The organism is Brumicola blandensis (assembly GCF_031846165.1).
Classification (GTDB): domain Bacteria; phylum Pseudomonadota; class Gammaproteobacteria; order Enterobacterales; family Alteromonadaceae; genus Glaciecola; species Glaciecola blandensis.
Map to the genome: position 1 here is coordinate 100,972 of NZ_JAVRIE010000006.1, position 13,110 is coordinate 114,081.

The window sequence follows — 13,110 nt, forward strand, 5'->3', positions numbered from 1 at the left end:
GCTCCATATTCAAATTGGTTTAGGAGCCAATCATGCAAAATCATCAATCTCTATTCGCTCGGTACCTAAAAACCAGCGCTATCGCCGCACTGTGTGTACTTTTCGTTGCCGCTTGTTCTGAGCAACAGGAAGCCCCGTTTGCACCGCCAGCGAGTGCCGTCCAAGTTGCAAAAGTTATCACTGCGGAGATTGTCTCGTCACATGAATTCACGGGTCGTACATATGCCCCTGAAACCGTCGATTTACGTCCTCGCGTTTCTGGCTACATCGCGTCAGTCGACTTTGTTGAAGGAAGCAAGGTTGAGCAGGGTGACGTACTTTTCACAATTGATGCTGCGCCTTTTGCAGCTGAACTTAGCCGCTTAAATGCAGAATTAAACATGGCGCAAGATCAATTATCTTTGGCTGAAGCTGAATATAAGCGTGCTAAAAAATTGGGGGCTAGCGCAGCTATCTCCGCGGAAGTATTAGACCAACGCTTGTCAACGCAGCAGCAAGCACAAGCTAGGGTGCAAGCCGTTAAAGCTGCGCTAAAACTTGCAGAACTCGATCTCAGCTATACACAGATTAAAGCGCCAATAGCCGGCAAAATATCAAATGCGACCATTACACAAGGTAACTATGTGCATGCAGGCCAAAGCTCACTAACGCGTATTGTGTCCACAGAAAAAATACATGCATACTTCGACGCTGATGAAGTTACGTATTTAAACTATGCTAAGGCACAAAACACAGGAAGAAAGAATCCTATTTTAATGGGTTTAGCGAACCAAGAAGACTTGCCCTTTAATGGTCAAATAGACTTTATCGATAACCAAGTAAACCCAAAAACCGGTACGATAAGAGCGAGAGCAAGCTTTGAGAATACAAGCGGTGAACTTATTCCTGGTTTGTTTACTCGCTTACAAGTGATCAGTGACGAAGCACATGTTGGTGTATTAATTGATGATAAGGCGATTGCCACTGACTTAAATAATAAGTACGTGCTCGTTTTGGATGAAAACAATAATGTGCAGTATCGCGCGGTAACATTGGGTAGTAAGTTAGCAGGTTTACGTGTCATTGAAAGTGGATTGCTTGGCAATGAAGAGATCGTTATTTCAGGTTTGCAGCGAGTTAGACCAGGCGCACCTGTTGATCCAACCCACGTAGATATGGCCAATGCAGAAAGCCAAGCAGCACTGACTCGGTATAGCAACCGTATTGCAAAACTACTTGAGCAGAAAACTGACAAGCTTGCATCAAACTGATTAAAAAGATGAAATGCCCTATACACAGCGTGTATAGGGCATTCAGCACTAGCTAAAATGCGAGCATTTATAAACTAAAGATATCTTCAATGCGCTTTTGCATATTCGTAGTAAATTTTCCATCTTGTAAAACGAGAGACTGCTGCATTTGTGTTTGCGCTTTGTTTTGCTTCAATCGCAAAATGATGCCACAAACAATTGCGTCTATAATAACTTGAGGTGCGAGATTACCATTCGCTTCTCTCATCAATTCCGTTTTTAAACTTGGTTTAGTGCAACGGATTTGAATAGGCGACCTGTTCGCAATAACATAGTCCTCACCATCAAGATCTGTGAAAGTCACCTCAGTATTCATTCTTAGAATCGCTTGGCTACCTTCTTTAGCAATATAAGTCGTTAAACTTCCTTCCAAAAATTCCTGCAGGTTGCGGAAAGCTTGAATTTTACTATCGCCATCGATATGCACTGCATCAAAATCAACAATGATTGTCTCATTTGTTTCAACTAAGATGTCTTGAATACCAGCACAATCTTTCGCCCCTCTGTTTCCTTTCCGATTAATAGCAATCTCTACATGTGAAGACATATCGCTGCGCTTCAACACTATCGAATCTGGTGCACACTTATGGCCACATAGGGCAACAAACTGACTCGGATTAACTAAACCAGATTGGCTTCCATCTTCGAAGAAGGCTAATAGGTGATGGTAATAAACAACATAGTTTTTCACGTCGGCGTGCGAACCAGTTTCTAGAGCAAAATGTTGATCAAGATACGCTTTTGTCTCCTCCTGAGACGCCGTTGTATGTAAACTCGTCCAACGACTATTGGCAGCTTGAATAAGTTGCTGACGATCAGTAATTGATGCACTCATGGTATTGGCAGCGTCCATATTACCTTGGCTAGTATCAATAAAATGACTTGGCTCTTGTACGTAATCAGTAATCAGGTTCTCTAGCGCTTGCCAAAAGACATTAACCTCGATGCCGCACGTTGGCAATACATCTTCATTGATGAAGGTGTAAAAGCCCTGATGGATTTGACTGTATTTCAAAGCTGGCATATTCATCTTCTTTTCCTCTTATTTTGACAAGTAGTGCATTTGCTTAACGAGTAAAATGTTTTGGTTTATTTACTTCGCTTGAGATAAAGCATAAAGTAAAAAGCACTAGAATTTCACAAAAGAAATTTCACAGTGTAAATTTTACAAAAACATCTTGTGTAAAAGTGAAGACAATTATGAAAAATACGAAAAGCCTGATGCGTAAGTCCCATCTTATGGGAACAAAAATTCGAAACTTACGAAAACGCAACAATCTAACAATGGAAGATCTTTCCGCGCGCTGTATTCGAGTGAACGCGGAAACCGCGCCATCGGTATCTTACTTGTCTATGATCGAACGTGGTAAGCGTGTCCCCAGTGAAGACATGCTCAGCGTTATTGCCTCAGTTTTTCAAAAAGATGTGGATTGGTTTTTAGATGACGTGCCGGAAGAAAAATCCATTACACCTGAAAAAGGAAACCGAGGCGGCATTAGCGGTATTGCGCTAGAGCCTAGCTTCCTGTTTTCAAATGAGATTCTGCAAATTGCCATTCCTGAGATGTTGTCACAAACCGGTACTAGCGGTCGTCAGTTTGCTCATTTACTGATCCGAGCGCATCAAGAGCATCATCAGAATCACTTTCCCGACTTAGAGCGAGCAGCTGAAGATGTTGGCTTGAAACGGATGCCACTTTCCGTCGATGAGCTGATTGAAATAGCCCAACAGCAAGGTTTAAAGATAGCGTGGTTCAATAAGGTCCCGGCTTCGCTTGCCAAAGAACTTGGCGGCAACGCCTATCGCGCTCCGACTAACAATATTGTGACATCGTTTTTTGATTCGCCCGGCACGATTTATATTAATCAATTACTCAAGAAGTTTCCTATGCGCTTGAAGTATGACCTCGCCGTACATATTGGACATGCTGTTTTACACAATCGCGACGGTTTAAAAAGCGTTCTGTTAACCGGCCTCAATCACAATAACACCTTAAGCGCTGATGGTACTCAATCCAGTCAATCATCAAATCTAAATGCACAAGATATATTGCATGCTTGGCGCGACTTTGAGTCTAGCTTTTTCGCCGGCGCTTTGCTTTGTCCTAAAGTGCCTTATCGTCAATTACTTGACCGCCAAGGTTACGAGATAAAAACCCATGAATTATTAGGTGTATCTGCCTCTGTTGCTATGCGACGCATGACCGCGGTGTCTTCTTACCGGCATTGGCACTATTTTGATGCTTACGCGCCAGGTAAGTTAAAAGCGGTGTATCGTGGAAATGGTATCCCCTTACCTTGGGGCAATATGCGGGAAGTTGAAGATCCCTGCCAGCACTGGGCGGTTTTTAGAATGATTAACGCACCATTGCAAGGGACTAGCGCACAAATTTCGATATTGAATGTGGGTGATGAGCCACGCATTTATGTGTGTGAATCTACCAACGTGAAAGACATGGCAGACAACAGTCATGTGCTGTGTACCGGTATAGATTTGAACCCAGCTATCGATGCACAAGGTGAAGACGCAAGATCAATTGCTCACGATTTAAAAGACGTCTGTGTAAAAGGAGGAGGGTCTGCTGCGATACCAAAATCGATCAAAACCCAACTATCCAGTGTGGCACGAATACTCAATATCAACTGGGTTGAAAGAGGCATTGAAACTGAAGCAAGAATGATTTGTCCACGCGGTGCTGAATGCCCTAGGAAACCAAGTTGCTATCAAGCCTGTGGCGAGAAAAATGTCAGACGATAATAAAGTTTGATAATTGCTCATATAGTGCGTTCATCGTCCTGCTGACGCTGAATTATAGTCGTTAAGTTCTCTTAAAAATATCTTTTAATATTTCACAATATGTAATGCACACCCATCTTATTGTCAGGTTTGCTTGACTATTTGGTGCGTAATATGTAATGCTAGCCTTACACAATGTCAATATATTATGACAAAATTACAATATATTGAGAGAATAAGGTAACTTCAGGAGAGCTAAATATGAGTAATGAATTAGGTAAAAAGGAAAAGAAGTTTTTGGTCAAATTTATGTTGCATATTGCAATGTTTTTAGCGGTTTTAGCGTTATCAGTGTTATTGAATGAGACCAATGATTTGTCTATATACAGCACGGGATTCCTTGCAATGACACCTGTGATTCCGGTGATATTTTTATTACAGCTTGTAGTAAAACATTATCGGTCATTGGATGAATACATCCAGAGGGTAATGGGTGAAAGTTTGCTTTGGGCTGTAGGGGTTGTTGGTTGTGCAGCAATGGCTTATGGCTTGCTCTCAGAAATGGTTGAGGTGCCGTCTATTAGTCTAGCATTTATGTTGCCAGCAATCGCAGTTATCTTTGGTGTAGCGCAGTCCATTAAACTAGCGAGCGATACCCATGAAGAATAGGTTGCGGGTACTTCGTGCAGAAAATAGATGGTCTCAAGCAGAACTTGCTGAAAAGTTAGGAGTGTCACGTCAAGCCGTGAATGCCATAGAAACAGGAAAACATGATCCTTCTTTAACTCTTGCTTTTGCTCTTGCAGAGACTTTTGGAAAAAGCATTGAAGAAATATTTTGTCCTAAAGAGCAAAACAACTAGAAAATATGTGTTTTCTTTGTGCTGTATCTAATACTTATTGCTACGCCACGGCAACTAAGCAACTTCTAGAGCAATTCTACCATAATTATGTGAACTACCTCATAGCCTCCAGAGCGGGGCTTGATTTTATTTCATCCGCTCTACGTACTAGGCTGCCGGAGAAACTCTTAATTACCAACGATCTCCTTTTGCCTCTCAGCAGACCACCGCCTGCGCGGTGGTGACGGGCAAGAAACTGCCTCACAAAAGTCAGTGAAGGCTAAAACGATTATGAGATACCAACACTCCTTTTCTCAGTAATAGACAAAGAAAACCATGAATTGCACATATTCCTAATACTGGCTCTATTGATATTGGTAATTTAGTCACCGTTCGCGGAGATGCATGTTATCAAGCCTGTGGCGAGACAAGTAGCTCATGAAAATCAGCTTTAGTCAGTGGTTTTGACAAATAATAACCTTGGAATTTATCGACATTCATATCAATCAAGGTGTTTAAGTGGGCCTCGGTTTCAATGCCTTCCGCAGTCACTTGTAAGCTTAAACTTTTGGCCATCGAATGTATGGCTAAACAGAGATTTTTCGCCTCTTGGTCTTGAACAATATCTTTGACGAAACTGCGATCAATTTTCAAAATGTCGAAGTTAACGCTGCGCAAGTAACTCAAGCTTGAATATGCAATGCCAAAGTCGTCAATGGCGGTTCTCACACCCATTTCAGATAGCATGCGCATGTTTTCTCGAACTAAGGTTAAATCGTCAGCGAAAACGCGTTCAGTTAATTCAAGTATCAGCTTGTCACCCGTCAGGCCATATTTGTCTAAGCAAAGACGAGTCACGTCAACCAAAGCATGTTCTGCGAGTTGACGGTACGAAATATTCACCGACATACTAAGTTCTGTATGTCCCATGTCTTGCCAATCACGTAATGTCTGACAGGCAGAATCAATGACCCAATCGCCAATTTGCAATATGTGTCCGCTATCTTCCGCAATAGGAATAAACTCTTCAGGAGAAATAAAACCCAATTCGCCATGATTCCAACGCAATAAAGCCTCAGCGCCAGTAAGCTTCCTATTCCGATCGAAGATAGGTTGGAATACTAAAGACAGTTCATGACGATCATTCGCAAAATTTAATTCCGTATTCAGACGGAGCTTACGTTGTAAGTCGATGTCATAGTCTAAGTTATAAAATGCAAATGCACCTTTCTGATTCGTTTTAGTGCGATACATCGCCGCATCGGCTTTGCGTAATAAGTCGTTTGCATCTTTACTGTCAATTGGGTACTGAGCAATACCGACACTAGAACCAATGTTATGTTGCTTGTTTTGATGATAAATGGGCTGCAATATTACGTTTTGCACTCGCTCTACTAAGCTTACAATTTCATCTTTAGAAGTATCAATTTCCGTCAGCAAGATAAACTCGTCACCACCAAAACGACCGATAAAGTCGCCTTCTCTGACACTCTTTTCAAGTCGTTGTCCGACTTCTACTAGCACTGCGTCACCGGCTTCATGACCATACATGTCGTTTACATCTTTAAACTTATCGAGGTCGATAAAAATCACAGCAAATGAAGCGTCAACATGATGCTTAAGCAAAGCAGTTAAGTGCTCTTGAATCATCAAGCGATTCGGCATTTTCGTAAGATGGTCATAATGCGCGAGGTGTGATAGCTCGGATTCATATTGTTTGCGCTCACTGATATCTTCTATTGTGAATAAGCTATGGCGCTGCTCATTTTCATCTAAAACACTCAGAGCAGAATATTCAATCCAAACAATTCGGTGATCCTGTGTTTGCACTTGTATTTCGCGAGAAGGCTTGTCCACATTACTCGGCGCAAAGAAGTGTTCTCCATTCAAACAAAGTGCGCCAATATGTTGCTTGATCAGCGCGCCTGTTTTGAAGCCAAAAGTAATATGTGCCGTTTGATTCGCGCGCTGAATAATGCCTTTCTCATCAATTAATAAAACACTTTGCGCTTTTGAATTAAAAACCCCAGAAAATAAATCGCTCTCAAAAGACGCGAGTTTCAGTGCTTTGCGCAAAGAGAGCATCTTTTCGTTCAACGTGAAGTGGTAGGTCAGCATGATAAGACTGAAAATCGTCAAGCACATTAAACGAGTGACTAAGGTGTAGGCCATGTCTCCCTCGTAGGGAAGCACTTCCATTTGTTCCGGCCACACATAATAGTAGATAGTGCCAAGCACACTAATAAACCAGAAGAATATTTGCCCGCGCCAGCCCATTGTTCCACCAGCTAGAATAGGAAAAATGAAAATCCAAGCATAGTGAACAGTATCAATACCACCGGCAAAGGTAACATTTGCCATGTGGATCGCGAACATGCAAAACAACATAATTGCTGCTGCCAAGGGAACATTGCTCGTTTTCTTCAAAGCGAAAACGTTCAACACAATAACCAACACACCTATGGCTTGTGTCATTACAACCCAATCTGGCATGAAGGAATACAAATCTTTAAAGGTCAGCCCGAGCACGATAATGTAGATAAAGCTTGTGAAGTTAACAATAGAAAACACACCCGATGAACGAGCACTTATAAAAAAGGCACTAAAAGCTGACCTAGATGGTTCGATATTCATTTTTTCTGACGCCATGTTTCTCTGCTACTTCCCTTGCATTGTGATTGGCATACGAGCCACGAGTTTTTGTGCGCTCCAAATCTGCGCGCAATATATCACTATTCATTATCCAAAGCCTAATTAGTGAGCACTGAAAGAGATGAAAAATACAGTACGCCGACTACTTATGCTCGAATGAGTTTGCATAATAATATCTATCAGTTATTGTTACATTAATTAGAATAAATGATGATTCCTTATGAGACCACACGAACTCAATCTACTCGTTGTATTTGATGCGATCATGACCGAGCGCTCGATTACACGGGCAGCTAACCGCCTGAACATGACTCAACCTGCTGTCTCAAATGCAGTGAGCAGAATGCGAGTGGCTTGGAAAGATGACTTGTTCGTTAAAAGTGGTCGTAACATTCAACCGACCTTAAAAGCGCAAAACTTATGGGAACAAATCAAGGATCCTGTTTCAGAGTTGAGCGCTGTAATTAGGCCAAATGAATTTGACCCAAAAACCGTAAAAAGAACGTTCAGGATTTCATTGGCAGATATCGTTGCCCAAATGCTGTTGGTTCCGCTACGAAAGATCATTGAAGAGGAAGCGCCGAATGTCAATATTCATTCAGTCCCTTATACCATCACTAATGCCCAACAGGTGCTTGATGATGCCAACGTTGATTTGGTCTTAGGTGCGGCGCTGACTTTGTCTCCCGTGATCCGGGCAGAATATCTTTTCGATCCGTTTTATGTCTGCGTGATGCGCCCCGACCATCCATTAGCCAAAGGGCAAATTACCTTTGAAGAGTTTGCCAATGCTGAGCACTTATTGGTTTCACTTTCTGGTGACTCTTCCGGCTTTACTGATGAAGTCCTTGCCCAAAAAGGCTTAACTCGAAGAGTGTCTTGCACCGTTAATCAATTCAGTGTGGTGCCTGATTTATTGGTTAACAGTAAGCTCATTTGTGTCGTGCCTGCAGGCGCAGTGCATAAACAAATTGTAAATGGCACCTTAGCGGCCACTTTGCCTCCATTTGAAATGCCAAAAACGACAGCGAATTTGTTTTGGCATAAGCGACAAGATAAGGATCCAGGCCTGGTTTGGCTGCGTGAGAAAGTGAAAAATATACTGGTAGAAAAAGCCGAAATTGAAACCATTAGCGTGAAAAATCACTTGTGCTCTGGTTGCCTTGAACATCTGTTAAAGTGAGAACTCAACATCATCTACCAAGGTAAGGAGCCAAATAGGTAGACGAATATTGAGTTCTCAACAGCCTTGAGCTGTTAGCGTGTAGACTTCGTGCGGACGAACACCCTATAGAATAGAGGTGTCAGTAGTAGTCCGAAAATTGTCACGCCAATCATGCCGGCAAAAACTGCGACGCCCATCGCTTGTCGCATTTCCGCTCCCGCACCCGTTGAGAGAACCATCGGCAATACACCCATGATAAATGCGATTGATGTCATCAAGATAGGGCGCAAGCGTAAACGCGTTGCTTCCATTAGTGCATCCATCGTACTGAGGCCTTGCTCCTGTTTTTCTTTGGCAAACTCAACAATCAGAATGGCATTCTTTGTGGCTAAGCCAACCAATACTATCAAGCCAATTTGAGTGAATATATTATTGTCTCCACCTGAAATAATCACGCCGGTCATCGCCGATAAAAGCGTCATCGGGATAATCAATATAATAGCGAGCGGCAAAGTCATACTTTCATATTGAGCAGCAAGCACCATAAATACCAACAACACAATCAAAGGGAAAACAAGTAGTGAGGTGTTGCCCGCTAGTACTTGTTGATACGTAAGATCAGTCCACTCGTAAGTAACACCGTTTGGTAGAGTCTCCGCCAGAATCGCTTCTATAGCAGCTTGCGCTTCACCGGAACTAAAGCCAGGTGCAGGTGCGCCGTTAATCTCAGCCGTGGTAAACCCATTGTAATGCATTACGCGATCAGGACCCGCTACATAGCTCACGCTGACAAAAGAACCTAAGGGGATCATATCGCCTTGACGATTGCGGATCTGCAACTGCTCAATTTGCTCGGGTTCTTGACGAAAGCTTTCTTCAGCTTGTAAATTGACTTGGTACGTGCGACCGAATTGATTGAAATCATTCACATATAACGACCCCAAATAAATTTGCATCGTTCTAAAAATATCGTTGATCGCAACGCCTTGCATTTTTGCTTTATCGCGGTCAATTTGAACGTCCAGTTGCGGCACATTTACTTGGTAAGAAGAAAATACACCCGCCAACTCAGGCGTTGCCCACGCTTTTTGTAATACCGACTGCGTTACCTGATACAACTCGTTGTAACCCATGTTTGCTTTATCTAGCAGTTGCAGTTTAAAGCCACCAATCGTGCCAAGCCCTTGAACCGGAGGAGGTGGAAAAATGGCAATAAAGGCATCTTGAATACCAAAGAATTGGGCGCCCAAGTCACCTGCAATTGCATCAGCTGACAAATCATCAGTATTGCGCTCATCAAAAGATTTAAGGGTCACGAACACAACGCCACTGTTTGAGCTATTAGTGAAGCCATTAATACTCAGACCGGGAAATGCGACTGCAGATTCTACTCCGGGATGAGCCAAGGCAATACGAGACATTTCCTGAATCACTTCTTCTGTGCGATCTAACGATGCCGCATCAGGCAATTGAGCAAAAGAGACTAAATACTGTTTGTCTTGACCTGGTACATAAGCGGTTGGTGTTGTGTGAAATTGGTAGCCAGTTAGCCCAAGTAAGCCGATATAGATTACCCCGACAATGGCACCTGAACGCAATATTTTTTGTACCGCGAAGGCATACGATTTTTCACCCTTGGCAAATAGCTTGTTAAATGGAGTAAAGATAAATCGGCCTAGAACTTTGTCCATACCTCGTGTTAGCGCATCCTTCGGTGCATCTTTATCTTTTAGCAATACTGCGGCCAAGGCCGGACTTAAGGTTAGGGAGTTAAATGCAGATATAAAAGTTGATATAGTGATAGTAAGTGCAAACTGCATATAGAATTGTCCCGTCAGTCCAGACATGAATGCGGTAGGTACAAACACGGCTGCAAGCACGAGCGTAGTGGCAACAATCGGCCCAGTTACTTCCCGCATGGCTTTTTGGCTAGCTTCCAATGGTTTTAAACCGTCGTGAATATTCCGCTCAACGTTTTCTACCACGACGATAGCATCATCAACGACAATACCTATCGCAAGCACTAAACCGAACAAGGATAAAGCATTGAGGGAAAACCCAAGCAAATGCATCACTGCAAACGTTCCCACTAGTGAAACTGGCACTGCTACCAAAGGAATAATTGATGCACGCCAAGTTTGTAGGAATAACACCACAACCACCACAACAAGGAGCACAGCCTCAAATAAAGTCTTTACTACTGCTTCTATTGACCCACGCACAAATACGGTCGGATCATACACAATGCTGTAATCGAGGCCTTCCGGGAAAGTCTGTTTTAACTCAGCCATCTTGGCGCGTACATCTTCAGAAATTTGTATCGCATTTGAACCCGCAGCTTGGAAGATAGGTAGTGCAACAGCTGGCTTATTATCTAATAGTGAACGCAAAGCATAAAAGTCGGCACCAAGCTCTATTCGAGCCACATCGCGTAAACGCGATATCTCACCTTGCTCCCCTACTTTAATAATGATGTTGCCAAACTCATCTTCATTCTGAAGCCGCCCTTGGACGTTAATGAGCAATTGAAAGTCGTTCGAGCCCGAAGGTTGAGCCCCCAAACTACCCGCTGCCGCTTGTTGGTTCTGTTCAGTAATTGCAGCAGCAATATCCATTGGAGTGAGTTCAAGTGCCGCGACTTTATTTGGATCTAACCAAATTCGCATGCTGTATTCACCCGCTCCGAACAAACGAACATCACCGACTCCAGTGACACCAGCAAGCTCATCTTTAATATTCAAGTGAGCGTAGTTAGACAAGTACAACATATCGTATTTATCGTTGGGTGAAGTGATGTGCACGACCATCGTCAAGTCAGGGGACGACTTCTGTGTAACCACACCCATTCGCTGCACTTCTTGAGGTAAACGAGGCAGTGCTCTATCTACTCGCCCTTGAACGTGGGTTTGTGCCAGGTCGACATCAGTTCCAATGGCGAATGTGATGGTTAAAGTCATTCGTCCATCAGCCGTCGCTTGAGAAGACATATACAACATATTCTCTGTTCCCTGAAGCTCTTGCTCCAACGGACTCGCCACTGTTTCTGCAATGACTTTTGGATTGGCACCAGGATAGTTAGCCGTCACCACGATAGTCGGCGGTACAACTTCAGGGTATTCAGTTATTGGCAATTGCCATACAGCAAGCGCACCGGCAATGAAAATTAATAATGACAAAACGCCAGCAAAAATTGGGCGGCGAATGAAAAACTGAGAAAAATTCATACGAGCTCCTTAAACAGGCGCACGATAAACAGAAAGTAAACGATAGCGATCAGTGTGATTAAATACATTATTGGCTCCTCAACCTTGGATATTGGGGAGTACTATAATGATACTTTTAACATAAATATAATTATGATTTCATATTAAACGCATATTGATAATGAATGCATTAATGAGATATAAAAGGAATTCAACCAGTCGTAAAGCCCGCTATTTGTTAGAGTTTAGATAGTCATGAGAGAGTTTAAGCGGTAAGATTTAGAACTAGTGCACGAACTCTCTCGCGGTATCTTCATGGATGAGTCAGTTTGATTGTCTGTAAGTGAAACAAAAAAACTATCATAGTCATTGTAACTAAGGGAACTACTTCGCCATGAATGAGTACATTCAAAACTTCGATATCAATCAATATTTGCCAGCCGCGATAGCCTGGGCGACTAATATTTTAATGGCTATTCTGATTCTATTGCTTGGCATTTGGATCAGCGGCCGTGCATACAAAGCGGTATATTCGTTTGGAAAACGCTACGAGCGTCTTGACGACACCTTATTCCGATTTTTTGGAAGCATAGCCCGCTATGTCATTTTAACCTTTGTATTTATATCTGTCCTGAATCGATTTGGTGTACAAACCACTTCTATCGTTGCACTCATTGGTGCAGCAGGTTTAGCTGTAGGTTTAGCCTTGCAAGGTGCCATGTCAAACTTAGCCGCCGGCGTTATGTTACTAATATTCCGTCCATACAAAGTGGATGAGTTCATAGAAGCAGCAGGACAGTTCGGTAAAGTAACTGAAATCGATTTATTCACCACTATCATGCAAACATTTGATAACCAAAAAATCATTATCCCTAACAGTGAAATATGGGGCCAACAAATTACCAATCATTCATTTCATGAAGTACGTGGTGTCGACATGACTTTTGGTGTTGCCTATAACGAGAATATTGATGACGCTCGCAAGGTCATTGATGAAGTGCTTGCTGCACATCCTCTGGTATTAAAAGAACCCGCTCCTTTTGTAGAAGTTAGCGAGTTAAATAACAGCTCAGTCGATTTTATCGTGAGACCGTTCTGTAAAGGTGATGACTATTTCAAAGTGAAGTTCTCTGTACCAGAGCAAATTAAGAAAGCCCTAGATGCGGCGAATATTGAGATCCCATTCCCGCATCGCAAAGTTATTTTAGTCAAAGAAGATTAAGG

9 protein-coding genes are annotated in these 13,110 nt (G+C 42.6%); 6 read left to right on the forward strand and 3 right to left on the reverse strand.

All coding sequences use genetic code 11. The annotated features are described in order from the left end of the window. Nucleotides 1-32 precede the first annotated feature (32 nt). Nucleotides 33-1,250, forward strand: a complete 1,218-nt coding sequence (locus RM544_RS14115; RefSeq protein ID WP_311362449.1) for an efflux RND transporter periplasmic adaptor subunit — start codon at nucleotides 33-35, stop codon at nucleotides 1,248-1,250. Nucleotides 1,251-1,317: 67 nt separating this feature from the next. Here RM544_RS14115 and RM544_RS14120 read toward each other — a convergent pair whose 3' ends face one another. Beyond that, nucleotides 1,318-2,319, reverse strand: a complete 1,002-nt coding sequence (locus RM544_RS14120) for an aldolase/citrate lyase/malate synthase family protein (RefSeq protein WP_311362450.1) — start codon at nucleotides 2,317-2,319, stop codon at nucleotides 1,318-1,320. Nucleotides 2,320-2,489: 170 nt separating this feature from the next. On the opposite strand from RM544_RS14120, the gene RM544_RS14125 reads away from it, so the two are divergent. The 3 genes from RM544_RS14125 (at nucleotide 2,490) to RM544_RS14135 (ending at nucleotide 4,887) form a co-directional block, all read left to right on the forward strand. After that, nucleotides 2,490-4,046, forward strand: a complete 1,557-nt coding sequence (locus tag RM544_RS14125) for a DUF3612 domain-containing protein (RefSeq protein ID WP_311362451.1) — start codon at nucleotides 2,490-2,492, stop codon at nucleotides 4,044-4,046. Between the two features lie 240 nt (nucleotides 4,047-4,286). After that, on the forward strand, nucleotides 4,287-4,694 hold the full coding sequence (locus RM544_RS14130; RefSeq protein ID WP_311362452.1) for a hypothetical protein: 408 nt from the start codon (nucleotides 4,287-4,289) through the stop codon (nucleotides 4,692-4,694). Further along, complete coding sequence (locus tag RM544_RS14135) at nucleotides 4,684-4,887, forward strand: helix-turn-helix transcriptional regulator (RefSeq protein WP_311362453.1); 204 nt, start codon at nucleotides 4,684-4,686, stop codon at nucleotides 4,885-4,887. The genes RM544_RS14130 and RM544_RS14135 overlap by 11 nt, the downstream gene beginning before the upstream one ends. A 390-nt stretch (nucleotides 4,888-5,277) precedes the next feature. Here RM544_RS14135 and RM544_RS14140 read toward each other — a convergent pair whose 3' ends face one another. Next, nucleotides 5,278-7,515: a putative bifunctional diguanylate cyclase/phosphodiesterase gene (locus RM544_RS14140; protein WP_311362454.1), complete on the reverse strand. Its 2,238-nt coding sequence runs from the start codon at nucleotides 7,513-7,515 to the stop codon at nucleotides 5,278-5,280. Between the two features lie 223 nt (nucleotides 7,516-7,738). On the opposite strand from RM544_RS14140, the gene RM544_RS14145 reads away from it, so the two are divergent. After that, a complete protein-coding gene (locus RM544_RS14145; protein WP_311362455.1) occupies nucleotides 7,739-8,701 on the forward strand; it encodes a LysR family transcriptional regulator in 963 nt (320 codons plus the stop codon). 74 nt (nucleotides 8,702-8,775) lie between these two features. Here RM544_RS14145 and RM544_RS14150 read toward each other — a convergent pair whose 3' ends face one another. Further along, nucleotides 8,776-11,907 carry an efflux RND transporter permease subunit gene (locus RM544_RS14150; protein WP_311362456.1) on the reverse strand — a complete coding sequence of 1,044 codons (3,132 nt, stop codon included), beginning with the start codon at nucleotides 11,905-11,907 and terminating at the stop codon, nucleotides 8,776-8,778. Between the two features lie 373 nt (nucleotides 11,908-12,280). Between RM544_RS14150 and RM544_RS14155 the strand changes: the two genes are divergently transcribed. Continuing rightward, nucleotides 12,281-13,108: a mechanosensitive ion channel family protein gene (locus RM544_RS14155; protein WP_311362457.1), complete on the forward strand. Its 828-nt coding sequence runs from the start codon at nucleotides 12,281-12,283 to the stop codon at nucleotides 13,106-13,108. Nucleotides 13,109-13,110 lie beyond the last annotated feature (2 nt).

Coding starts and splice junctions, on each gene's coding strand:
- RM544_RS14115 (WP_311362449.1), top strand. CDS start 33: ATGCAAAATCATCAATCTCTATTCGCTCGGTACCTAAAAACCAGCGCT.
- RM544_RS14120 (WP_311362450.1), bottom strand. CDS start 2,319: ATGAATATGCCAGCTTTGAAATACAGTCAAATCCATCAGGGCTTTTAC.
- RM544_RS14125 (WP_311362451.1), top strand. CDS start 2,490: ATGAAAAATACGAAAAGCCTGATGCGTAAGTCCCATCTTATGGGAACA.
- RM544_RS14130 (WP_311362452.1), top strand. CDS start 4,287: ATGAGTAATGAATTAGGTAAAAAGGAAAAGAAGTTTTTGGTCAAATTT.
- RM544_RS14135 (WP_311362453.1), top strand. CDS start 4,684: ATGAAGAATAGGTTGCGGGTACTTCGTGCAGAAAATAGATGGTCTCAA.
- RM544_RS14140 (WP_311362454.1), bottom strand. CDS start 7,515: ATGGCGTCAGAAAAAATGAATATCGAACCATCTAGGTCAGCTTTTAGT.
- RM544_RS14145 (WP_311362455.1), top strand. CDS start 7,739: ATGAGACCACACGAACTCAATCTACTCGTTGTATTTGATGCGATCATG.
- RM544_RS14150 (WP_311362456.1), bottom strand. CDS start 11,907: ATGAATTTTTCTCAGTTTTTCATTCGCCGCCCAATTTTTGCTGGCGTT.
- RM544_RS14155 (WP_311362457.1), top strand. CDS start 12,281: ATGAATGAGTACATTCAAAACTTCGATATCAATCAATATTTGCCAGCC.